The organism is Kitasatospora sp. NPDC048662 (assembly GCF_055587065.1).
Genome location: NZ_JBVJHA010000003.1, coordinates 560,628 through 580,851 on the forward strand (window position 1 = coordinate 560,628; position 20,224 = coordinate 580,851).

Sequence of the window (20,224 nt, forward strand, 5' to 3'; positions counted from 1 at the left end):
GAGACGCGCCCTCAGGCCTCCTCGCTGTTCGGATGGATCGGCGGGGAGGTCGGGGCGCAGTACCAGTCGCAGTCCGGTTCGGCGATCGGGTGAGGCGGGGTGAGGGCGTCCGCGCGGATGGTGGCGAAGGCCAGCAGGGCACCGGCGGCGAGCAGGCCGGCGCAGATCAGCATCGCGGTACGGAAAGCGCTGTCCACCTCCGCCGGGATCCGGTACGCCTCGCCGCTCAGGCCCGCCAACGGCGGGATCGCGGCGACGGCGAACAGACCCGCGGCGCGCGCGGCCGCGTTGTTCACCCCCGACGCGATGCCCGCGCGACGCACATCCACCGCGGCGAGGACGGTCGCCGTCAGCGGCGCCACCAGCAGCGTCATACCCGCGCCCTGGACGGTCACCGCGGGCAGCACGTCCAGCCAGTAGTTCGCGTCCGGGCCGATCCGCAGCATCAGCAGCACCCCCGCCGCCACCAGCAACGGCCCCGCCGTCAGCGGCAACCGGGGCCCGACCGCGCGGCCGAACTGCCCCGCCCGCCCCGAGAACAGCAGCATCAGCACCGTGATCGGGACCAGTGCCACCCCCGACAGCAGCGGCGTGAACCCGGCGACGATCTGCAACTGCACCGTCAACAGCAGGAACACCCCGCTGAACGCCGCGTACACGCACAACGTGACCAGATTGACCGCCGTGAACAGCCGGGACCGGAACAGCGACAGCGGCAGCATCGGATTCGGCGAACGGTGCTCGACGAAGATGAACGCGGCGGTCAGCACGACACCCGCCAGCCCCGCGACGACCGCCCCCGGGGTCAGGCCGGAACCCGCCTCCGTCAGCGCATATGTGATCCCCGCCAGGGCGAGCGCCGCGAGCAGCGCACCCAGCACGTCGAACCGGCCCTCCTCGTCCGGGTCGCGGCTCTCCGGGACATGACGCGCCGTCACCGCCACCAGGACAGCCGCCAGCGGCACATTGAGCAGGAAGATCCACCGCCAGCCCGGGCCGTCCACCAGCCAGCCGCCGAGAAACGGCCCGACCGCCGCCGCGACGCCACCGAAACCCGACCACGCGCCCACCGCACCCGCCCGGTCGTCCTCGTGGAACACCGCCTGAAGGATCGCCAGCGAACCCGGCGTCAGCAACGCCCCGCCGATGCCCTGAAGCGCCCGGGCCAGGATCAGCACCTCGACGGTCGGCGCCGCGGCGCACCCCGCAGAGGCCAGCGCGAACCAGCACACCCCGATCAGGAACACCCGGCGGCGGCCGTAGCGGTCACCGAGCGAACCGCCCAGCAGGATCAGCGCGGCGAGAGTCAGCATGTAGGCGTTGATCGTCCACTGCAACGAGGCGAGACTCGCCCCCAAGTCCTCGCCGATCCGTGGCAACGCGACATTCACCACCGTGCCGTCCAGCAACGCCATCCCGGACCCGAGCGCCGTCGCCGCGACGACCCACCGCCCACGCCCCGTCCCCAGCCGAATCCCGCCGGCCACACCCGCCGCATCGCTCACGCAACGAATCCTCCGTCAGAACCCGCCCCCGACACCACCCCGCTACGCCCTCCGGGCGGCAGCGCGACGCGGGCGGCCGGGGAGGTTGAGGTTGCCCTGCGGGCGGCTGGGGGCGGAGGAGGAGAGAGTGCCCTGCGGTGCGATGGGGACGGTGGGCTCGGTAGGGGTGGCCGGGGGTGATGGTCCGTGGGTGGCTGGAGGGGAGGAGGGGAGTGCTTTGCGGGCGGCTGAGGAGGGAGGGGTGAGGTGGCCTCCGGGCCGCCGACGGGGAGGACGGGAGGGGCGGGCGGTGCTGCGGGGAGTTGCCCTGGGGCGGCTGGGGCGGCTGGGGCGGCTGGGGTGGTTCGGGCGGCTGGGGCGGGGTGTCCTTCGGGTCGTCGGTGCGGAGGACGGGAGGGGCGGGGGAGTTGCCCTGTGGGCGGCTCGCGCAGGGTGGCCTCCGGGGTGTCAGTGCGGAGCCTGGGAGGGCGGGTGGTGCTGTGGGGGAGTTGCCCTGGGGCGGCTGGGGCGGCTGGGGTGGCTGGGGCGGCTCTCGGGCAGGGTGGCCTCCGGGGTGTCGGTGCGGAGTCCGGGAGGGGCGGGCGGTGCTGCGGGGAGTTGCCCTGCGGGTGGCTCGGGTGGCTCGGGTGGCGGGGGCGGTTGGGCGAGCGGGAGTGTTGCGCAGGCGGTCGGGACCGGTATGTGGGGCGGATGCACGTTCGGGTGGCGGGGCCCGTGTGCGGGTGTCGGTCGGCGGGCGCGCGGAGAGCGGTGCCCCAGCAGTCGGCAGCGGCGTGCCGGGGGCGGCACGGGGCGAAGCGGACGGGACCGGCCTGTGGCTCGGTGGCGCGGAGCTCCCGGGAGACGGCCCCGGCCGCCCGCAGGCAGCGGGGCCCGCGGTGGGCCCAGGCTGCTTTTCCCGTGTTGCGGCCCGGCGTGCCGCCCGCAGGGCGACTGTTGGGCGGTGGGGTGCCGGGTGGGTGGGTGGGCGGGTGGGCGGGCAGGGCGAGGTCAGGAAAAGAGCGCGGCGCGGCGCCAGTGGCGGGTGGTGGCCGGGGTGATGATGCCGAGGTCGGTGAAGAAGTCGAGGGCCTTGCGCGACCAGTCGATGCGAGCCTGGCGCCAGTGCGGGTTGGTGGCGGCGGCGCGGCGGGCCTCGGTGGGGTCGAGGCCGGCGAGGGTGTAGACGCGGGGGTGGACGATCTCGGCGACGGACTGGCGGGCCAGGGTCGCGAGGGCGCGGCGGAAGAGGACGCGGCGGGCGGGGTGCATTCGGGCCCAGCGGCGTTCGAGTTCCGGCTTGGCGTAGCCGATGTGCCGGGCTTCCTCGACGACGTGTATCCGGGCGACCGAGCGGGCCAGCGGCTGCAGGCTCTCGTCGCGGATCATCTCCCGCTGCATCGCGTCCGTGAACTCCTCCACGAAGATCGCCCCGGCGAAGGTCATCGTGGTGTCGTTGAGCAGGAAGTGCAGCCGCCCGAGCCGGTCCGCGCGCTTGGTGGGGCGGGCGGACGGGTAGCCGGTGGCGGTGATGTAGCGGGCGAACATGGTGGAGTGCCGGCACTCGTCCGCGACCTCGGTCAGCGCGTACTGGGCGTGCCCGGTGGTGAGGTCGTTCGCGTAGACGTGTCGGATCAGGCCCTCCATCAGGACCAGTTCGAACCAGATGCCGGCCGCCGTGGTGGAGGCGAACTGATGGACGCTCAGCTGCGCCCGCTGCCGTTCGTCGAGGCGTTCCCAGAGCGGGGTGCCGTACAGGGCGACGCGGTGGGCGGGCAACGCGTACAGGTCGGGGTCGACGGGGGCGGTCCAGTCGATCTCGGTGAGCGGGTCGAAGGAGTGCTTGGCGGAGGCGCGCAGCAGGCGGGCGGCGTTGAGTTCGCGGTCGGCGTTGCGCTGCTGGGCGATCGTCCCGGTGGGGGCTGCGGTGTCGGGCATGGGCGGGCTCCGGAGGTGGCGGGGGCAGGGGCTCCAGGAGGAGTAAACCAATGAGACAGAGTGTCAACAAGGGTTTGGCGCAGATCACCGGCCCCGCAGTCGTTCGGCCCGCGCCCCACGGCCGTCCGGCTGCGGCCCGCATGCGACCCCCTGCGGCCCCGCGCAGACTGGCCGCATGGATCCGGTCACCGCCCTGGAACGCATCGCCTTCCTGCTGGAGCGTGAACTTGCCTCCCCGTACCGGGTCAAGGCGTTCCGCACCGCCGCCGAAGCCGCCACTCGGCTGCCCGCGGGGCCGGTCGACGTCGCCACCGCCGAACGCCTCCCGGGCGTCGGACCCGTCACCGCCCGGGTGATCGCCGACGCCACGGCGGGCCGCACCCCGCAGTACCTGCTGGAGGCCGAGGCCCGGGCCGCCGCCGGGACCGCGCCGTCCACCGCCGCGCTCCGGCTGCGCGAGAAGCTCCAGGGGGACTGTCACCTGCACTCGGACTGGTCCGACGGCGGCGCCCCGATCGAACTGATGGCGCGCACCGCCCGCGGCCTCGGGCACCGCTGGGCCGTGCTCACCGACCACTCGCCGCGCCTGACGGTCGCGGGCGGCCTGAGCGCGGAGCGGCTGCGCGAACAGCTCGACGTGATCGAGGATCTGAACGGCCGGCTCACCCCGTTCCGGCTGCTCACCGGCATCGAGTGCGACATCCTCGACGACGGCTCGCTCGACCAGGACGAGGAACTGCTCGGCCGGCTGGACGTGGTGGTCGCCTCGGTGCACTCCAAGCTGCGGATGGACCGCGCCGCGATGACCCGCCGTATGCTCTCCGCCGTCCGCAACCCGCTGGTCGACGTGCTCGGCCACTGCACCGGGCGGCGACTGGGCGGAAAGCCGCGCCCGCAGTCCGAGTTCGACGCGGAGGCGGTCTTCACCGCCTGCCGGGAGCACGACACCGCCGTCGAGATCAACTGCCGCCCCGACCGCCAGGATCCGCCCGACGACCTGCTCACCCTCGCCACCGACCTCGGCTGCCTGTTCTCCATCGACACCGACGCGCACGCCCCCGGCCAGCTCGACTGGCAGATCACCGGCTGCGAACGCGCCGCCGCGCTGGGCCTGGACGCCGAGCGGATCATCACCGCCTGGTCGGTCGATCACCTACTGGCCTGGACCGCAGCGGGGTGATCGCATTCACGGTGATCACAATCGCGGTGATCACATTGTCGGAGTGCGGCGCTACGCTGCTCGGATGAATGATCATCAGCTTCAGGCGGCGACCGACAGTAGGATCCGGCCGCTGGCCTTCCATGCCGCGCCCGGCACGGAGGACTGGCGGGTCCTGGGCGAGGGGGCGTGCACGTTCTTCCGCACCGCGTCCTTCGCCGACGGGACCCGGCTGGTGGCCGCCATCGCCACCGCAGTGGACGGCCTCGGCGCGCCGGACGTGGACCTGCGTCCCGAGGGCGTCACCGTCCGCCTGATCGCGGCAGGCGAGGACTACTACGGGCTGACGGAGCACCACATCGAGCTGGCCCGCCGGATCTCCGCCGCCGCCCGCGAACTCGGCGCCGCCGCCGAGCCGCACGCCGTGCAGACCGTGCAGGTCACCGTGGACGCCCTGGACATGCCCACCGTGGTCGCCTTCTGGCGGGCCGTGCTCGGCTACCGCGACCGGGCCGGGAGCCCCGAGGACCTGATCGACCCGGCCCGCCGCGGCGCGCCGTTCTACTTTCAGCAGATGGACGAGCCCCGGCCGCAGCGCAACCGGGTGCACGTGGACGTATGGGTGCCGTACGACGTCGCGGAGCAGCGGGTCGCCGCCGCGCTCGCCGCCGGCGGGCGCCTGGTGACGGACGAGCACGCCCCCGGCCTCTGGGTGCTGGCCGACCCCGAGGGCAACGAGGTCTGCGTCGGCGCGGCCGGCGCGGCGGGCTGACGCCGGCCCGGGTCAGGCTGTCCGGGTCAGGCTGTCCGGGTCAGGCTGTCCGGATCAGGCGGTTGCGGAGGCTCTCCAGGGTCTCGTCCTTGAGCCCGAGGCCGGCCCGGGCGTAGCTCTCCGGGTCGCCCCAGTGGTCGGTGAGGGTGTCCAGGGAGGCGGCCAGGTACTCGGCGCGGACCGAGAGGATCGCGTCGGCGATCTCCGGGTCGCCGCCCCCCGCGAGGAAACGTTCCAGCAAGGGCGCGTACCGGACGTGCACCGCCGGATCGACGGACAGGTACTCGGTGCGCACGGTCTCCTCGTCCGCGCCGAGCAGCAGCAGGATCAAGGTGGCGGCCCAGCCGGTGCGGTCCTTGCCCGCCGTGCAGTGGAACAGCACCGGGCCGCCGCCCTGGTGCGCGAGGGCGGTGAGCAGCTGCTTGTAGGCGTGCCGGGCGGCGGCGGAGGTGACGAAGGCGCGGTAGTCCTCGCGCAGGGCGAGCGCGGCGCGGCCGCCGCGGAGGGTGCGGTTGGCGGTGGCCGGGTCGGCGAGCGCGGCCGTCAGCGCGGTGGCCACGCCGTTGCCCGCCCGGTCGGCGAGCACGTCCGCGACCAGCAGGTGCGCCCCGCCGGGCACCCGGTCCGGGTAGGCGGCGCGTTCGGCGCCGCTGCGCAGATCGATCACGGTGCGCACGCCGAGCGCCTCGAACATCGGGTCACCGGTCGGGTCGAGCCGGTCCAACTGGCCGGAGCGCAAGGCCAGTCCGGAGCGCACCCGGGCGCCGCCGGGCAGGTCGATGCCGCCGAGATCGCGCAGGTTGGCGACGGTGGCGGAGTCAATGATGTGCGAGTGCTGCATGACGACCTCCCTGCCGGCGGACTTGCCAGCACGCTAGGCGCGCCCCGGGCGGGTCGCCCCCGGAGTACCCCCGGCCGGGCGGGATGCTGCACCGAGCGGCGGAGCGCACGCCGGGCGGCGCGCCGTGCTGCGCGCGCCCCATTGATTGACGGCGCGTCAGCGGGCAGGGTGGGCAGCGCGGGCCCCGCCGGGGTGGGCGGTGTGCCGAACGCGCGGAAGGAACGGGAGCCCCGAATGGCAGCGAAGATCCTGATCATCACCGGCGACGCCGCCGAGTCGCTGGAGGTGTTCTACCCCTACCAGCGGCTGCTGGAGGAGGGCTACGAGGTGCACATCGCCGCGCCCACCCGGAAGACCCTGCAGTTCGTGGTGCACGACTTCGTCGACGGCTTCGACACCTACACCGAGAAGGCCGGCTACACCTGGCCCGCCGACCTGGCGTTCGACGAGGTGGACCCGGCGCAGTACGTGGCGCTGGTGCTGCCCGGCGGCCGGGCGCCCGAGTACCTGCGCAACAACCCGGAGGTGCAGCGGATCGTCGCGCACTTCGTCGCCGACGACAAGCCGCTCGCGCAGATCTGCCACGGCCCGCTGATCACCCTGCGGACGGGTTCGATGGCCGGCCGCCGCACCGCCGCGTACCCGGCGCTGGAACCGGACGTGGCCGCCGGCGGGGCGAGCTTCGTGGACGGGGACGCGGTGGTGGACGGCACAGTGGTCTCCGCCCGCGCCTGGCCGGACCACCCGGGCTGGATGCGCGCGTTCGTGGAGCTGCTGCGCGAGAAGGCCCCGGTCAACGAGTAGTCCGTCCGGAGCGCGGGGTGTCGCCTTGCCCGGAAGTCGCGGGCGGGCAAGCGTGGGGCCCATGGCGACACACCTCGACGACCAGGCCCTGCTTGCGTTGCACGCCCAGGCCCTGGACCACTTCGGCCGGCTGGTCCGCGCCGTGCCCGACGACCGCTGGCAGGCTCCCACGCCGTGCACCGACTGGACGGTCCGCCAACTGGTCGGGCACCTGACCTACGAACAGCTGTGGGTGCCGGACCTGCTCAACGGCGCCACCATCGCCGAGGTCGGCGACCGCTACGACGGGGAGGTGCTCGGCGACGACCCGGTGGCGGCGTGGACGGCCGCCGCCGACGCCGCCCGGGCCGCGTTCGCCGTCCCCGGCGCGCTGCGGCGCACCGTGCACCTCTCCTACGGACGGCGGCGGGCGGCCGGGTACGCCCGGGAGATGACGGTGGACGCGATCGTGCACAGCTGGGACCTGGCCACCGGGATCGGCGCCGACGCCCGGATGGACCCGGCGGCCGCGAGCTTCGCCCTGGACGAACTCGCCCCGCAGGCAGGCATGTTGGCAGCCTCGGGCCTGTTCGCGGATGCGGTGCCGGTGCCGGACGACGCCGATCCGCAGACCCGGCTGCTGGGCCTGGTGGGACGCGACGCGGCGCACCCGTTCCGCGACAACTGAGGCAGCGCCGGGGAGAGGGGGCGTCAGGGCGAGGGGGCGCCAGGGAAGGGACGGGTCAGGCGCGGGGGCGGATGCCGTCCAGGGCGATGGCGAGGACGCGGGCGCGCTGCTTGTCGTCCGGGAAGGCGACCGAGGCGATGCCGGAGACCAGGCGGAGCAGGTCGTCCATGTCCATGTCGGTGCGGACGGTGCCGTCCTGCTGGGCACGCAGGAGGAGGGGGGTGCCGGCGTCGTACATGGACTGGCGGCAGGCGAAGAAGACGCCGGACTCCTCGCCCTGGAGGGCCTCGCGGATGGCGCGCTTGGTCATGGCGTAGTCGACGAAGCGGTGCAGCCAGGTGATCAGGGCGTCCCAGGAGGGTTGGCCGGCCAGGCCGGCGGCGACCCGGCCGAGGTCCTCGACCTCGTTGGCGTAGACGGCCTCGAAGAGGTGCCGGCGGGTGGGGAAGTTGCGGTACAGGGTGCCGATGCCGACGCCGGCCCGGCGGGCGATGTCCTCCAGGGAGGCTTCGGCACCGTGTTCGGCGAAGGCCTCGCGGGCGGCGGCGAGCAGCGCGTCGAAGTTGCGCGCGGCGTCGGCGCGGCGCGGGCGCTGGGCGGCGAGGAACTCGCCGACGGAGATCGGCTCGGACACGGTGACCTCGTTTCGACACATCCGGATTGAACCGGAGGCTCACCTCCGCTAATCTGGAGGCATGCCTCGACTTTAGCATCGGGGCCCGGGTTTCGGCCTGCCGTCCGGTCGGCGACGGGCTGTTCATGTCGGCTTGGGTCGGCGCATGTCGGCTTGGGTCGGCGCGCCGTGTCGGCATCGCTGTCGTCAACCGGGGTTGACCGAGCCTGCACCGCAGTCGTCAATCAGGGCTGACGGAACCTGCACCACTGTCGTCAATTCGCGTTGACCGTACGGGCATTGATCGTTCGCCCGATGGATCACTGCTCCTTCTCCGCACCACCGCCCGCTCGTCCGGGTGTCTGCCTGCCAGTTGTGCGCCGTGGCGTGCCGTTGTTCCCGTGCGCCGCGACCCGAGTCCCGAGAGGGTTCGATGAATCGCCAGTCCCACCGCCTCACCTTCGGCGTGCTCGCCGTCGGGGCGGGCGTGTTCGCGTTGCTCCAGTCGCTGATCACGCCGGCCCTGCCGATCGTCCAGGAGGCGATGCACACCTCGCAGTCCACCGTCACCTGGGTGATGACCGCCTACCTGCTGTCCGCGTCCGTGTTCACCCCGATCCTCGGCCGGGTCGGCGACCTGGTGGGCAAGAAGCGCACCCTGGTCGCGGCGCTGGTCGCGCTGCTGACCGGCTGCCTGGTGGCCGCGCTCGCCCCCAACATCGCGGTGCTGCTGATCGCGCGCGTTCTCCAGGGCATCGCGGGTGCGGTGTTCCCGCTGTCCTTCGGCATCATCCGTGACGAGTTCCCGGCCGGGCGGGTGCCCACCGGCATCAGCAACCTGTCCGCCGTGATCGCCGTCGGCAGTGGCCTCGGCATGGTGCTGGCCGGGCCGATCGTCGGCGCGCTGGACTACCGCTGGCTGTTCTGGATCCCCGTCATCGTGGTGGCCGCCACCGTGCTGCTCGCCTGGCGCTACGTCCCCGAGTCGCCGACCCGCGGTGAGGGCGGCGTCGACTGGATCTCCTCCGTACTGCTCTCCGGCTGGTTGGTCGCTCTGCTGCTGCCGGTCAGTCAGACCGCTCAGTGGGGCTGGGGATCGGCCCGGGTGCTGGGTCTGCTGGCCGCCGCCGTGGTGCTGTTCGCGCTCTGGGTGGTGAACGAGGCCCGCTCGCGCAACCCGCTGATCGACCTGCGGGTGATGCGGCTGCCCGCCGTGTGGACCACCAACACCGCGGCCCTGCTGTTCGGCGGCGGCATGTATGCCGTGTGGGCGTTCCTGCCCGGCTTCGTCCAGACCCCCGCCAGTGCGGGCTACGGCTTCGGCTCCACCGTCACCGGCGCCGGCCTGCTGATGCTGCCGATGGTCGGTGCGATGTTCGTCTCCGGCATCCTCGGCGGACGCCTGGCCGGCCGCTTCCCCGCCAAGGCGCAGCTGGTCACCGGTGCGTTGCTGTGCGCCGTGGCCTGCGCGCTGTTCGCCGCCCGGCACGACACGCCGGCGGACATCGCTGTCGCGGCCGGCGTGTTCGGGCTCGGCGTCGGCCTGGCGTTCGCCTCGATGAGCAACCTGATCGTGCAGAGTGTCTCGCCCGCGCAGACCGGCGCCGCCACCGGCATGAACGCCAACATCCGCACCATCGGCGGTTCGATGGGCGCCGCGCTGATGACCGGCCTGGTCACCGGCCACCTCCAGCCCTCCGGCCGCCCGATGGAGTCCGGCTACACCCACGGCTTCGCGCTGCTCGCGGCGTTCTGCCTGGCCGCGGCGCTCGCCGCGCTGCTGGTGCCGACCCGGGGCGCCCGGCCGGTACCCGCGCCCGTGGAGCCCGCCGCGGCCCAGCGGGACAACGAAGTCACCCTCGGATGAGCCGAGTTGGACGTGCGGGTGCCGCCGCCCCGGTGCAAGCGCAGGGCGGCGGCCTTGTGCCGTGATGGTCAGCAGTCCCGCAACTCCGGTGACTGGTTCAGCAGTTGGGCCCGCACGGAGGTGAACCCCCGGTAGGCGGCGGTGTTTTCGGCGTTCGGGTGGAAGACCGCCAGGCGGTGGCAGTTCTGGAAGGCCAGTTTCACCGAGAAGTGCCGCTCCAGCGCCCCGCGGATCGAGTCGCTGGCCAGCGCGCGCAGCAGCTGGGCGCGTTCGGTGTCGGTCGGGGCGACCGTGTTGTCCGCGAACTCGGCGTCGCTGGTGGCGAGTTCCGCCGTCAGGTCGTTGACCAGCCGGTACGCGTAGGGCAGTGAGGTGCGGACGGTGGCGAGGAAGTCGGCGTCGGCGACCTCGTCGCGTTCGGCCAGCGAGAGCAGGGAGGGGGAGACGTCCAGCGACATGGGGGTGGGCCCTTCGGAGGTGAATGGAAGTGGAAGTCGTTTTCAATAAGTGATCCTGGCAAGCCCTCCGACGCCCTGTCAATTACGCTCCCCCGTTCGGACCAAGGCGCCACGCCACGGCAGGGGAGCCATCCCCGATCCGCCCTGGTGGCGGCCCACATCGCGGCTTCCTAGAGTGAGGAACAGGCGGACCGTGAGGAGGCCCCCGATGGACGAGCAGGGCAAGGCCGGCGGCACCGACCGCCGCATCCTGGACCGGATCAGCGCCATGGTCGACGAGGAACGGAAACTGCGCGCCGCGCTCTCCGAAGGACGCATCGACCAGTCCACCGAACAGCGCGAACTCAAAGACCTGGAAGAACAACTCGACCAGTGCTGGGACCTGCTGCGCCAACGCCGCGCCCGCACCGACGCCGGCGAGGACCCGAACCAGGCCGGCGTGCGCAGCGTCGAGGAGGTCGAGCGCTACGAGTCCTAGGCCGGTCTTCAAACCGGCTGCCCTGCGACGCGGGCCTGGAGACCGGCCCCAGCCGCGCCGCAGACGTTCGTGGCCGGGCCGGGGTGGTGTCAGACCGACGCGAGGCGGGTGAGCGGACCGGACGGGTCGGGGCGGCCGCAGGCGGCGCGGACGGCGGCGTCGTGGGCGGCGGCGAGGGCGTCGAGGCGGGTCAGGCGGGTGCGGCCCTGGCGGGAGAGGTGGGCGGTGATCCGGCGGCGGTCCCGCTCGTCCTGGCGCCGGTAGACCAGCCCGGCATCCGCGAGGGCATCGACCAGGCGGCTCAGACTGGCCTGCGGAATCAGCAGCGCCTGCGCCAACTCGCCCATCGCCCGGCCCTCGCCGTCCGCGAGCGCCCGCAGCACCCGCCACTGGTCGACCGTGCAGTCCTCTTCGGCGAGCGCCGTCGCCAGGCCGGAGGTGAGACGGCGGTGGGCGAGCGCCACGAGCTCCACCAGCAGCGGCGGCGAACCCGCCGGACCCGGCGCGGCGATCGTGTGCGCGGCCGCCCCGCGCGCGGCCGCCCCGGGCACGCCCGCGGCGGCTGCGTTCGCGGCGGCGGCAGTTGCGTTCGCGGCGGCGCCCTGCGTGGCCATCCGGCCCTCCCGTTCCCAGGTCCCCCGAGCCTCGCGGGCTTTCCCGGGGCCGACATCCCGACCATACTCGCACTGGTGATGCTGGATGCCAGGCTGGTCGACCCGCTCGACGCGCTCCACCTCCCCAGACCGGACGGCGCGTTCCGGGTCGGCCTCGTCGTACCGCAGTCCGGCCCGCTCGGACTGACCGGCCCCTCCGCACTCGACGGCGCACTGCTCGCCGCGCACGAGATCAACGCCCGCGGCGGCATCCTCGGCCGCCCACTCGACCTGGTCCTGATCGACGGCGGCGGCGCACCCCGCCCCGTCGCCACCGAAGTCCGCCGACTGCTCGACGCCGGAGCCCTCGACGCCCTGGCCGGCTGCCACACCAGCGACGTCCACCGTGCCGTCGAGACCGTCGCCGCCGGACGCACCGCCTACATCTACACCCCGCCGCACGAGGGCGGCACCCGCCGCCCCGGCGTGCTGTGCACCGGCACCGACCCATCAGGACAACTCGCCGCTGGAATAAGCGTGCTGACGGAGCGTCACCAGCTGCGCCGCTGGGCGCTCATCGGCAACGACTACATCTGGCCGCGCTCCGTCCACCGCGCCGCCGCCACCCACGCCAGCCGTGCCGGAGCCCGGATCGTACTGGAGCGCCGCGTCCCGTTCGGGGCCGTCCAACCGGCCGTCGAACCGCTGCTCGAAGCGCTGCGCACGGCCCGCGCCGACGCCCTGCTGCTCAGCCTGATCGGCCGCGACCTGGTCCACTTCAACCGCGCGCTGCGCCGCAGCGGACTCGACCGCCGGCTCGTCAGGCTGTCCGGGGCGCTGGAGGAGAACGGTCTGCTCGCGCTCGGCGGCGACGACACCGGAACGCTGTACGCCGCCATGCCGTCCTTCGCCACCCTGGCCGAGGAGCCCCGGCAGCTGCTCGGTGAGCGGCATCGGGCGCTGTGCGGGCCGTGGGCGCCCGTTCTGGACGCGTACGCGGTCGGACTGTACGACGGACTGCAGCTGCTCGCGGCGCTCGCCCACCGTCACGCGCTGGAGCCGCACGGCCTGGCGCGGGCGGCCGGCCGACTGCTGGGCGGAGCGCGGCGCACCGTGCATCTGGCCCGGGCCGAGGGCGCCGGATTCGCCGTCCTGCCGCCGCTGGGTGCCTGCTGACCTGCGGGTACGGTCGCACGCTCACGTTCTCGGCCGGTGGAACGCCGTCCCAAAACTCTTCCATATGGAAATACTTCGCTCTACAGTCTCCCCACACACCCGCAGGGTCGTCACGGAGAGAGAGCACCATGGCCGACACACCCGCGCACCAGGGCATCGAGAACTACGGCTACCAACAGGAGTTGCGCCGGTCCCTGACCTTCACCGACCTGCTCGTCTACGGGCTGGTCTTCATGGTGCCGATCGCCCCCTTCGGCATCTTCGGCGGCGTCTTCCAGGGCTCCCGCGGCATGGTCGCCCTGGCCTACATCCTCGGCATGGTGGCGATGATGTTCACCGCCCTGTCGTACGCCCAGATGAGCCGGGCGTTCCCGATGGCCGGCTCGGTCTACACCTACGCCGGACGCGGCATCGGCGCACCGGTCGGCTTCCTGTCCGGCTGGATGATCCTGCTGGACTACGTGCTGGTGCCCGGCCTGCTCTACCTGATCGCCGGCGTCGCGATGAACTCGCTGGTGCCGTCCGTCCCGGTCTGGCTGTGGCTGATCGGCTTCGTGCTGCTCAACACCGTCGTCAACTACCTGGGCATCGAGACCACCGCGAAGGTCAACAAGGCCGTGCTGATCGGCGAACTCGTCGTGCTCGCCCTGTTCCTGGTGGTCGGCGTGATCGCGCTGGCGAACGGCAAGGGCCGGGGCTTCGACTTCACGCCGCTGTACGACTCGCACACCTTCTCGTGGAGCGTGGCGTTCGGCGCGGTCTCGATCGCCGTGCTCAGCTTCCTCGGCTTCGACGGCATCTCCACCCTCTCGGAGGAGAACCGCGACTCCACCAAAGCGATCGGCCGGTCGATGGTGGCCGCGCTGCTGCTCGCGGGCACGCTGTTCATCGTGCAGACCTGGGTGGCCTCGCTGCTGGTCGCCGACCCGGACGCGCTGATCGCCGACGGCGACCCGAACGGCACCGCCTTCTACGACGCCGCCCGCACCGCCGGCGGCGGCTGGCTGGCCACCCTGACCGCCGCGTCCACCGCCGTGGCCTGGGGCTTCGCCAACTCCCTGGTCGCCCAGGCCGCCACCTCGCGGCTGCTGTTCGCGATGGCCCGCGACCGCCAACTGCCGCGATTCCTCGCCAGGATCCACCCCACCCGCCGGGTGCCCGTCAACGCCACCCTGCTGACCGCCGGCATCTCGCTGGTGCTCGGCCTGTACATGGCCTCGCGCGCCGACGGCATCACCCTGCTCAGCACCCTGGTCAACTTCGGCGCGCTGACCACCTTCCTGGTGCTGCACGTCGCCGTCGTCGTCCACTACCTGATCCGTCGGCGCAGCAAGGACTACTGGCGCCACCTGATCGCGCCGCTGCTCGGCTTCGCGATCCTCGGCTACGTGGTCGTCAACGCCAACATCGCGGCCCAACGGCTCGGATTTGTCTGGCTGTTGATCGGCGGGATCGTGCTGGCCGGTCTGATGCTGACCGGCCGCAAGCCCCGACTGGCCGTCACCACCACTTCCGAGGAGACCGACAAGTGACCCTGCCCGAGATCGTCCAGCTGACCCCCGCGCCGGAGGACTGGGCCTACACCTTCGGTGGACGCGCCCCGCTGACCACCGTTCAGCCCGGCAGCATCGTCGAGTTGACCACCGAGGACTGCTTCGGCGGCAAGGTGCGCGGCGTCGGCGACCTGCCCAGCCAGGTCTGCGTCTTCCCGTACCTCAACCCCGTCACCGGCCCGATCGCCGTGGCCGGGGCCCAGCCCGGGGACGTCCTCGCGGTGCACTTCGTGGAGATCACCCCCGCCCGGGACCACGGCATCTCCAGCACCTTCCCGCACTTCGGCGCGCTGACCGCCACCCACCGGACCGCGATGCTGCACCCCGCGCTGGAGGAACGGGTCTGGGTCTACGACCTGGACGTCGCCGCCGGCCTGTGCCACTTCCGGGCCCGCAACGGCGACTTCACCGTCGCGCTGCCGCTGGACCCGATGCACGGCACCGTCGGCGTCGCCCCCGCCGCCGGCGAGGTGCTGGCCTCGATCACGCCCGGCGCGCACGGCGGCAACCTGGACACCCCCGAGATGCGGGCCGGCACCACCGCCTACTTCGGCGTCAACGTCGAGGGCGGCCTGCTGGCCATCGGCGACGGCCACGCCCGCCAGGGCGAGGGCGAGGTGTGCGGCACCGCCGTCGAGGCGGCGATGCGCACCACCGTGATCGTCGACCTGATCAAGGGCGGCGGACCGGCCTGGCCCCGGCTGGAGAGCGACGACCACCTGATCAGCACCGGCTCCGCCCGACCGCTGGAGGACGCGTTCCGGATCAGCCAGCACGACCTGGTCGGCTGGGCCGGCGAACTCCTCGGCCTGGACCAGCTCGACGCGTACCAGCTGGTCAGCCAGGCCGGACTGGCGCCGGCCGCGAACGTCTGCGACACCAGCTACACGATGGTCGCCAAGCTGCCGAAGTCCGTCCTCGGCCGGGTCCGCGCGTACGACGGTCTGCACGAGCGGTTGCGCGCGACGGCGGCGGCGTACTTGCGGCAGCGGTAGGCGCCGGTAGGTGCCGGTGGGCGCCGGTCGTTCATGCGGCAGCGGTAGGTGTGCCAGTGGGCGCCGGTCGTTCCTGCGGCAGCGGTAGGTGTGCCGGTAGGTGCCGGTCGTTCCTGCGGTGTGGCTCCGGCGCCCGGGTGGCGGGGATCCTCGACGCTCAGGCGCCGGCCGCGTCCAGGTTCGCGGTCAGCCGGGTGAGCAGTTCGCGCAGGGTGCGCAGGTCGGAGAGGGGCAGTCCGGCCGCGGCGCCGATGTGGCGCGGGACGGCGCGGGCGGGCTCGCGCAGGTCGCGGCCGGCCGGAGTGAGCGAGACGATCACCGACCGTTCGTCCTGCGGGCTGCGCTCGCGCACGATCAGTCCCGTCGCCTCCAGCCGCTTGAGCAACGGGGAGAGCGTGCCGGAGTCCAGCCGCAGGCGCTCGCCGAGCTGCTTGACGGGCAGTTCGTCGTGCTCCCAGAGCACCAGCATCACGAGGTACTGGGGGTACGTCAGGCCGAGATCCTTCAGCGCCGTCCGGTAGATGCTGCCGAACGCGCGGGAGGCGGCGCTCAGCGAGAAGCAGATCTGCTGGTCGAGCAGGAGCATGTCGGAGCCCGCGGCCGCGAGTTCGTCCAGCGTCGTGGGCGTCGTGGGCGTCGCGAGTGTTGTGGGCGTCGCGGTTGTCACGGGCGTCGCGGCCTCGGCGGCCTCGTGGGGTCCCGTCGGGGCTCGGTTCTCCTCGTGCCTGGTCATGGTTCAAGGGTAGCAAGTGGGCGATTTGGTTGTGCGCAATTGAATTGTGTGCTGTAGTTATGGGGCAGGGCAGGCCGGGGACGGCGCCGGCGGACACGCTTGCCGGACCTGGACACCGGTCTGGGATCACACAAGGACGACAGGAGAGCTCGGAATGGAACCGCTCTACACCGCAGTTGCCACCTCGAACGGCCGCGAGGGGCGCTCCGTCACCTCGGACGGCAAGCTCGACCTCAAGCTCTCCCCGCCGCCCGCGCTCGGTGGCAGCGGCGAGGGCACCAACCCCGAGCAGCTGTTCGCCGCCGGGTACGCGGCGTGCTTCTCGGGTGCGCTCGGCCTGGTCGCCCGTCAGTCGAAGATCGACATCTCGGAGGTCTCGGTGACCGCCGAGGTCACCATCGGCAAGGACGACAGCGGCTTCGGCCTCGCCGTCGTCATGCGGGTGGAACTGCCGGAGGAGCTGGCCGGCGAGACCGGTGAGCTGCTGGTCAAGCAGGCGCACCAGGTCTGCCCGTACTCCAAGGCGATCAGCGGGAACGTTCCGGTGGAGCTGGTCGTCGAGTAAGGCGAGGCAAGGGGTCTCACCTGGGGACTGCGGGCCGCTTTACCGCGTGGGGGCGGGGCGGCCCGCAGTGGTGCCCAGGGACTTTCGGCGCACGGCCGGGCCGAAGTCGGGCCTGGCGGGGCCGGGTTGGGCCGGGTTGGGTCTCGCGCGCGGCCCGGTTGGGTCTCGCGCTGGGCCGGTTGGGTCTCGCGCTGGGCCGGTTGGGTCTCGCGCTGGGCCGGGCTGGGCCTTGGGCGGGGCCGGGTTGGGGTCAGGTTTGACTGGGCCGGGTCAGAGCGGGAGCAGGTCCGGGCGCTTCGCCTCGATGTGGTCGCCGGACGACTCGCCGCGCAGGCGGCGGCCCACCCACGGCAGCAGGTAGGTGCGTGCCCACTGGAGGTTCTCGCGGCGCTGCTCGGCCGGGGTGGTGACCGGCACCGGCGGCCAGGCGGCCTCGGGGTCGTCGATCTCGGTCAGGCCGAGGGCGCGCGCCGCCAGCAGCGCCACCCGCTGGTGGCCCTCCGGCGACAGGTGCAGCCGGTCCTCCGACCAGGCCCGGCGGTCGTGCACCGCGCGCAGCGACCACAGGTCCGCGACGGCGAGACCGTTGCGGTCGGCGATCGCCCACAGGTGCGAGTTGTAGGTGGCGACCTTGCCGCGCAGGTGGCGCAGCACCGGCACGTTGCGGGTGTCGAAGCCGGTGCAGATCAGCACCGTCCCGGCGTTCTCGCGCAGCTCCAGGACAGCCGACTCGAAGTGCTCGGCGATCAGGTCCGGGTCGCTGCCCGGGCGCAGGATGTCGTTGCCGCCGGCGCACAAGGTCACCAGATCGGGCTGGAGTTGGCGGACCTTGGGGACCTGCTCCGTGACGATCTGGTCCAGCAGGCGGCCGCGCACGGCAAGGTTGGCGTAGCGGAGATCGGGATCCGGGCGCCGCTCGGCCAGCATTCCGGCCAGCCGGTCGGCCCACCCGGCGAACTTTCCGTCGGGGCCGGGGTCGTTCAAGCCCTCGGTGAAACTGTCACCGAGCGCGGCGTAGGAACTGATGTCGAGGGTCTCCTGGTAGTCGGCCATGGAAGAGATAGTTCACTGTGTGAAGTGACCTACGCCACCGTAGGTGGCCCTAAGTTCCCCGTGATCTCCGCCACGGGCCCGCGCGGCGCTACCCTGCATAGGTCAGAACGATGGACGGGACCGGACTACAGGAGGACCGCGTGGCCAGCGACGCTGTGCGCGAGGAGAAGGCGCGGCGCAAGCAGATGCTGATCCGCGCGCTGATCTACATCGTGGGCACCCACGTGTTTGCCGGATTCGTGCTCCTGCTGTTCGCCGTCGGGAAGCACTGACGGGCTGCGTTCCTTCTCGGTGCGGGGCTTCGGCGCGGGGCTTCGGCGCAGGGTTTCGGCGCAGGGTTTCGGCGCAGGGTTTCGGCGCGTGGCTTCAGCGCAGGGCAGTGTCGGTGTCGGCCTCCGGTGCGGGCAGCGCCCGGGCGGCGACCTTGGCCAGGTGCGCGTCGAAGGCGGCGGCCGGGTCCGGGTGCACCCGGACCAGCGCGACCATCGCGGTGATCACGACGTCGCACAGTTCGCCCGCCACGTCGTCCCAGGTGTGCGAGAAGCCCTTGCGCGGGTTCTGGCCGAGCGCGCCGATCACCGCCTCGGCCACCTCGCCCGCCTCCTCGCTGATCTTCAGGCACTGCAACACCCGCTGCATTTCCGGGGGTTGAGTACTGCCCTCGGCCAGCCACGCCGCCAGCCGCCGCACCGTCTCCCACTGCTGCGCGTCCACGTTCCCGCCCCTCCGCCGTCGTCCGTGCGCTCGGTGTGTGCGGGCAGCTGCGCTTGCCTGCTTGCCTGCCTGCCTGCCTCGCACCGCAACCGACCGTACCCGGCGCGGACGGTGGCGCGGGTACGGTCGGTTGCGGTGGGGCGGGGAGTCAGCGCAGGCGCTGCTGCCAGTCGAACGGGACGCGGCCGGCCGGGCCCGGGGTGGGCTGGGTGACCGGGTGCGCGGACGGGCCGGCCAACGGCGGGCCCTCGTAGAACTGTTCGGTCTCGGTGTTCCAGAACCAGTCCTCGCCCGGCTCGAAACTGGTCAGGAACGGGTGGCCGGCCGACCGGGCGTGTGCGGTGGCGTGCTGGGACGGTGAGGAGTCGCAGCATCCGATGTGTCCGCACGCCGCGCACCTGCGCAGGTGGAACCACCAGCCCTGGCCTTCGCCGGCCAGGCACTCCATGCAACCGTCGCCGCTGGGCGGTACCGTCGGGTCGATACCGGGGATCGTCGTGTCTTCACTCATCTCGGGCACCTCCGCGGAAAGGGTATGCCGGGGGTGGCGGGCGATGCCCGTTAGTCGGTCCCGGCGCGGCGCGGCGGGGGTGCCGGGGCTCGGGTCCGCGATTACCGATCCGATGATCGGGCGGGGCGGTGTGGTGTCGGCCGGTATGTCGCGTGCGGTGCGTCGGGTGTGGTGGCGTGCCGTCAGCTCCGGTGGCGGGTGGTGGCCTTTTGGGGTGTGGCCGGTGCGAAGGTGGATTCCGTCCTGTTCTACAGTGCTGTAGATTCAACTTCGGGGCCTGCGCCCGCGTCACGCGGCCGGGTGCCGGCCGCCGGGCCGAACTGCCGGGCCCGGTACGGGGATACCACAGGAGGGCAACATGGGAGTCTCGCTCGCCAAGGGCGGAAACGTCTCGCTGACGAAGGAGGCCCCGGGGCTCACCTCCGTCATCGTCGGCCTCGGTTGGGACGTCCGGGCCACCACGGGCGCGGACTTCGACCTCGACGCCAGCGCGCTGCTGTGCAGCGAGGCCGGGCGGGTCCTCAGCGACCAGCACTTCGTCTTCTACAACAACCTTCGCAGCCCTGAGGGTTCGGTCGAGCACAGTGGCGACAACCTGACCGGTGGCGGCGACGGCGACGACGAGCAGATCCAGGTTGATCTGGCGGCCGTTCCGCCGCAGGTCGCGAAGGTCGTTTTCCCGGTGTCGATCTACGATGCGGAGCAGCGCCGCCAGAGCTTCGGCCAGGTCCGCAACGCTTTCATCCGGGTCGTCAACCAGGCAGACGGCAGCGAGGTCGCGCGCTACGACCTGAGCGAGGACGCGTCCACCGAGACCGCGATGGTCTTCGGCGAGCTCTACCGTTACGGCGTCGAGTGGAAGTTCCGTGCCATCGGCCAGGGTTACGCCTCCGGCCTGCGGGGCATCGCGCTGGACTACGGCGTCAACGTCTGACACTTCTCACAGGTCACTCGTTCCGATGATCGGATGACCCGCTCGACTGAGGGCAAGGCCGGATTCCAGGATCCGGCCCTGTCAGCGTTTCCCTCTGCTGAAGCCCTCAACCGGTGCGGAGCGGGCCCAGGAGTCGGGAGCGGGGCCGTTCGGATCCTCGCCTTCGGTGGACAGGCCGACGTAGGCGCGCAGGGCGGTGGCGCGGGTGCCGGGAAGGCCGAGCGCGTTGAACGAATCGTGCAGGCCCGAGCCGAACGGCAGCTCCAGGTAGTCGTGGGTGGTCAGCAACTCGGCGCGAGTGCGCAGGAGTTCGTGG

The 20,224-nt window shown here is 72.5% G+C and carries 23 protein-coding genes; 12 read left to right on the forward strand and 11 right to left on the reverse strand.

What is annotated here, in order from left to right; translation table 11 throughout:
• Positions 1-11 precede the first annotated feature (11 nt).
• Positions 12-1,505: an MFS transporter gene (locus tag ACZ6R9_RS13100; RefSeq protein WP_380485744.1), complete on the reverse strand. Its 1,494-nt coding sequence runs from the start codon at positions 1,503-1,505 to the stop codon at positions 12-14.
• A 990-nt stretch (positions 1,506-2,495) separates the two neighbouring features.
• Positions 2,496-3,422 (reverse strand): AurF N-oxygenase family protein, encoded by a 927-nt coding sequence (locus ACZ6R9_RS13105; RefSeq protein ID WP_465538204.1) that lies wholly within the window; start codon positions 3,420-3,422, stop codon positions 2,496-2,498.
• Between the two features lie 175 nt (positions 3,423-3,597).
• On the opposite strand from ACZ6R9_RS13105, the gene ACZ6R9_RS13110 reads away from it, so the two are divergent.
• Both ACZ6R9_RS13110 and ACZ6R9_RS13115 read left to right on the forward strand, forming a co-directional pair.
• On the forward strand, positions 3,598-4,602 hold the full coding sequence (locus tag ACZ6R9_RS13110) for a PHP domain-containing protein (RefSeq protein WP_380485740.1): 1,005 nt from the start codon (positions 3,598-3,600) through the stop codon (positions 4,600-4,602).
• Between the two features lie 64 nt (positions 4,603-4,666).
• Complete coding sequence (locus ACZ6R9_RS13115) at positions 4,667-5,353, forward strand: VOC family protein (RefSeq protein ID WP_465538205.1); 687 nt, start codon at positions 4,667-4,669, stop codon at positions 5,351-5,353.
• 40 nt (positions 5,354-5,393) lie between these two features.
• Here ACZ6R9_RS13115 and ACZ6R9_RS13120 read toward each other — a convergent pair whose 3' ends face one another.
• A complete protein-coding gene (locus ACZ6R9_RS13120; protein WP_465538206.1) occupies positions 5,394-6,194 on the reverse strand; it encodes a tyrosine-protein phosphatase in 801 nt (266 codons plus the stop codon).
• A 234-nt stretch (positions 6,195-6,428) separates the two neighbouring features.
• Here ACZ6R9_RS13120 and ACZ6R9_RS13125 point away from each other — a divergent pair, with 234 nt between their 5' ends.
• Together ACZ6R9_RS13125 and ACZ6R9_RS13130 are read left to right on the forward strand one after the other, a co-directional pair.
• On the forward strand, positions 6,429-6,998 hold the full coding sequence (locus ACZ6R9_RS13125) for a DJ-1/PfpI family protein (protein WP_380485734.1): 570 nt from the start codon (positions 6,429-6,431) through the stop codon (positions 6,996-6,998).
• Between the two features lie 61 nt (positions 6,999-7,059).
• A complete protein-coding gene (locus ACZ6R9_RS13130) occupies positions 7,060-7,665 on the forward strand; it encodes a TIGR03086 family metal-binding protein (RefSeq protein WP_465538207.1) in 606 nt (201 codons plus the stop codon).
• Positions 7,666-7,720: 55 nt separating this feature from the next.
• Here the strand turns inward: ACZ6R9_RS13130 and ACZ6R9_RS13135 are convergent, their stop codons facing one another.
• Positions 7,721-8,320, reverse strand: a complete 600-nt coding sequence (locus ACZ6R9_RS13135; RefSeq protein WP_465538208.1) for a TetR/AcrR family transcriptional regulator — start codon at positions 8,318-8,320, stop codon at positions 7,721-7,723.
• A gap of 391 nt (positions 8,321-8,711) precedes the next feature.
• On the opposite strand from ACZ6R9_RS13135, the gene ACZ6R9_RS13140 reads away from it, so the two are divergent.
• Positions 8,712-10,145, forward strand: a complete 1,434-nt coding sequence (locus ACZ6R9_RS13140) for an MFS transporter (protein WP_465538209.1) — start codon at positions 8,712-8,714, stop codon at positions 10,143-10,145.
• Between the two features lie 68 nt (positions 10,146-10,213).
• Here ACZ6R9_RS13140 and ACZ6R9_RS13145 read toward each other — a convergent pair whose 3' ends face one another.
• The gene (locus ACZ6R9_RS13145; protein ID WP_465538210.1) at positions 10,214-10,603 is read right to left on the reverse strand and encodes an SCO5389 family protein; all 390 of its coding nucleotides are present in this window, start codon (positions 10,601-10,603) and stop codon (positions 10,214-10,216) included.
• 208 nt (positions 10,604-10,811) lie between these two features.
• Between ACZ6R9_RS13145 and ACZ6R9_RS13150 the strand changes: the two genes are divergently transcribed.
• Positions 10,812-11,081 carry a DUF2630 family protein gene (locus tag ACZ6R9_RS13150; RefSeq protein ID WP_465538211.1) on the forward strand — a complete coding sequence of 90 codons (270 nt, stop codon included), beginning with the start codon at positions 10,812-10,814 and terminating at the stop codon, positions 11,079-11,081.
• 89 nt (positions 11,082-11,170) lie between these two features.
• On the opposite strand, the gene ACZ6R9_RS13155 is transcribed toward ACZ6R9_RS13150, so the two are convergent.
• Positions 11,171-11,695, reverse strand: a complete 525-nt coding sequence (locus ACZ6R9_RS13155; RefSeq protein WP_465538212.1) for a MarR family winged helix-turn-helix transcriptional regulator — start codon at positions 11,693-11,695, stop codon at positions 11,171-11,173.
• Between the two features lie 78 nt (positions 11,696-11,773).
• Between ACZ6R9_RS13155 and ACZ6R9_RS13160 the strand changes: the two genes are divergently transcribed.
• From ACZ6R9_RS13160 to ACZ6R9_RS13170, 3 genes are all read left to right on the forward strand, one after another.
• Positions 11,774-12,850, forward strand: coding sequence for a substrate-binding domain-containing protein (locus ACZ6R9_RS13160; protein WP_465538213.1), 1,077 nt, complete (start codon positions 11,774-11,776; stop codon positions 12,848-12,850).
• A 128-nt stretch (positions 12,851-12,978) separates the two neighbouring features.
• Positions 12,979-14,382 carry an APC family permease gene (locus ACZ6R9_RS13165; protein WP_380485718.1) on the forward strand — a complete coding sequence of 468 codons (1,404 nt, stop codon included), beginning with the start codon at positions 12,979-12,981 and terminating at the stop codon, positions 14,380-14,382.
• On the forward strand, positions 14,379-15,398 hold the full coding sequence (locus ACZ6R9_RS13170; RefSeq protein WP_465538214.1) for an acetamidase/formamidase family protein: 1,020 nt from the start codon (positions 14,379-14,381) through the stop codon (positions 15,396-15,398). Before ACZ6R9_RS13165 ends, ACZ6R9_RS13170 begins: the two co-directional genes overlap by 4 nt.
• Before the next feature lie 157 nt (positions 15,399-15,555).
• Here the strand turns inward: ACZ6R9_RS13170 and ACZ6R9_RS13175 are convergent, their stop codons facing one another.
• On the reverse strand, positions 15,556-15,984 hold the full coding sequence (locus ACZ6R9_RS13175) for a MarR family winged helix-turn-helix transcriptional regulator (RefSeq protein WP_465538266.1): 429 nt from the start codon (positions 15,982-15,984) through the stop codon (positions 15,556-15,558).
• A 301-nt stretch (positions 15,985-16,285) separates the two neighbouring features.
• Between ACZ6R9_RS13175 and ACZ6R9_RS13180 the strand changes: the two genes are divergently transcribed.
• Positions 16,286-16,696, forward strand: a complete 411-nt coding sequence (locus ACZ6R9_RS13180) for an organic hydroperoxide resistance protein (RefSeq protein ID WP_380485715.1) — start codon at positions 16,286-16,288, stop codon at positions 16,694-16,696.
• Positions 16,697-16,966: 270 nt separating this feature from the next.
• On the opposite strand, the gene ACZ6R9_RS13185 is transcribed toward ACZ6R9_RS13180, so the two are convergent.
• Positions 16,967-17,749 carry an SGNH/GDSL hydrolase family protein gene (locus tag ACZ6R9_RS13185; protein ID WP_380485713.1) on the reverse strand — a complete coding sequence of 261 codons (783 nt, stop codon included), beginning with the start codon at positions 17,747-17,749 and terminating at the stop codon, positions 16,967-16,969.
• Positions 17,750-17,889: 140 nt separating this feature from the next.
• Here ACZ6R9_RS13185 and ACZ6R9_RS13190 point away from each other — a divergent pair, with 140 nt between their 5' ends.
• Positions 17,890-18,021: a DUF6126 family protein gene (locus ACZ6R9_RS13190; protein WP_380485712.1), complete on the forward strand. Its 132-nt coding sequence runs from the start codon at positions 17,890-17,892 to the stop codon at positions 18,019-18,021.
• Between the two features lie 94 nt (positions 18,022-18,115).
• Here the strand turns inward: ACZ6R9_RS13190 and ACZ6R9_RS13195 are convergent, their stop codons facing one another.
• Both ACZ6R9_RS13195 and ACZ6R9_RS13200 read right to left on the reverse strand, forming a co-directional pair.
• Positions 18,116-18,463, reverse strand: a complete 348-nt coding sequence (locus tag ACZ6R9_RS13195) for a MazG-like family protein (RefSeq protein ID WP_380485710.1) — start codon at positions 18,461-18,463, stop codon at positions 18,116-18,118.
• 148 nt (positions 18,464-18,611) lie between these two features.
• Positions 18,612-18,974, reverse strand: coding sequence for a UBP-type zinc finger domain-containing protein (locus ACZ6R9_RS13200; protein ID WP_380485708.1), 363 nt, complete (start codon positions 18,972-18,974; stop codon positions 18,612-18,614).
• Between the two features lie 358 nt (positions 18,975-19,332).
• Here ACZ6R9_RS13200 and ACZ6R9_RS13205 point away from each other — a divergent pair, with 358 nt between their 5' ends.
• A complete protein-coding gene (locus ACZ6R9_RS13205; protein ID WP_380485707.1) occupies positions 19,333-19,908 on the forward strand; it encodes a TerD family protein in 576 nt (191 codons plus the stop codon).
• An 81-nt stretch (positions 19,909-19,989) separates the two neighbouring features.
• Here the strand turns inward: ACZ6R9_RS13205 and ACZ6R9_RS13210 are convergent, their stop codons facing one another.
• Positions 19,990-20,196 (reverse strand): hypothetical protein, encoded by a 207-nt coding sequence (locus ACZ6R9_RS13210; RefSeq protein WP_465538215.1) that lies wholly within the window; start codon positions 20,194-20,196, stop codon positions 19,990-19,992.
• Positions 20,197-20,224: the final 28 nt, after the last annotated feature.

What these genes read in the sequence shown, in the direction of transcription:
- ACZ6R9_RS13105 (WP_465538204.1), bottom strand. Translation starts at nt 3,422, where the DNA reads ATGCCCGACACCGCAGCCCCCACCGGGACGATCGCCCAGCAGCGCAAC.
- ACZ6R9_RS13110 (WP_380485740.1), top strand. Translation starts at nt 3,598, where the DNA reads ATGGATCCGGTCACCGCCCTGGAACGCATCGCCTTCCTGCTGGAGCGT.
- ACZ6R9_RS13115 (WP_465538205.1), top strand. Translation starts at nt 4,667, where the DNA reads ATGAATGATCATCAGCTTCAGGCGGCGACCGACAGTAGGATCCGGCCG.
- ACZ6R9_RS13120 (WP_465538206.1), bottom strand. Translation starts at nt 6,194, where the DNA reads ATGCAGCACTCGCACATCATTGACTCCGCCACCGTCGCCAACCTGCGC.
- ACZ6R9_RS13125 (WP_380485734.1), top strand. Translation starts at nt 6,429, where the DNA reads ATGGCAGCGAAGATCCTGATCATCACCGGCGACGCCGCCGAGTCGCTG.
- ACZ6R9_RS13130 (WP_465538207.1), top strand. Translation starts at nt 7,060, where the DNA reads ATGGCGACACACCTCGACGACCAGGCCCTGCTTGCGTTGCACGCCCAG.
- ACZ6R9_RS13135 (WP_465538208.1), bottom strand. Translation starts at nt 8,320, where the DNA reads ATGTGTCGAAACGAGGTCACCGTGTCCGAGCCGATCTCCGTCGGCGAG.
- ACZ6R9_RS13140 (WP_465538209.1), top strand. Translation starts at nt 8,712, where the DNA reads ATGAATCGCCAGTCCCACCGCCTCACCTTCGGCGTGCTCGCCGTCGGG.
- ACZ6R9_RS13145 (WP_465538210.1), bottom strand. Translation starts at nt 10,603, where the DNA reads ATGTCGCTGGACGTCTCCCCCTCCCTGCTCTCGCTGGCCGAACGCGAC.
- ACZ6R9_RS13150 (WP_465538211.1), top strand. Translation starts at nt 10,812, where the DNA reads ATGGACGAGCAGGGCAAGGCCGGCGGCACCGACCGCCGCATCCTGGAC.
- ACZ6R9_RS13155 (WP_465538212.1), bottom strand. Translation starts at nt 11,695, where the DNA reads ATGGCCACGCAGGGCGCCGCCGCGAACGCAACTGCCGCCGCCGCGAAC.
- ACZ6R9_RS13160 (WP_465538213.1), top strand. Translation starts at nt 11,774, where the DNA reads ATGCTGGATGCCAGGCTGGTCGACCCGCTCGACGCGCTCCACCTCCCC.
- ACZ6R9_RS13165 (WP_380485718.1), top strand. Translation starts at nt 12,979, where the DNA reads ATGGCCGACACACCCGCGCACCAGGGCATCGAGAACTACGGCTACCAA.
- ACZ6R9_RS13175 (WP_465538266.1), bottom strand. Translation starts at nt 15,984, where the DNA reads ATGCTCCTGCTCGACCAGCAGATCTGCTTCTCGCTGAGCGCCGCCTCC.
- ACZ6R9_RS13180 (WP_380485715.1), top strand. Translation starts at nt 16,286, where the DNA reads ATGGAACCGCTCTACACCGCAGTTGCCACCTCGAACGGCCGCGAGGGG.
- ACZ6R9_RS13185 (WP_380485713.1), bottom strand. Translation starts at nt 17,749, where the DNA reads ATGGCCGACTACCAGGAGACCCTCGACATCAGTTCCTACGCCGCGCTC.
- ACZ6R9_RS13200 (WP_380485708.1), bottom strand. Translation starts at nt 18,974, where the DNA reads ATGAGTGAAGACACGACGATCCCCGGTATCGACCCGACGGTACCGCCC.
- ACZ6R9_RS13205 (WP_380485707.1), top strand. Translation starts at nt 19,333, where the DNA reads ATGGGAGTCTCGCTCGCCAAGGGCGGAAACGTCTCGCTGACGAAGGAG.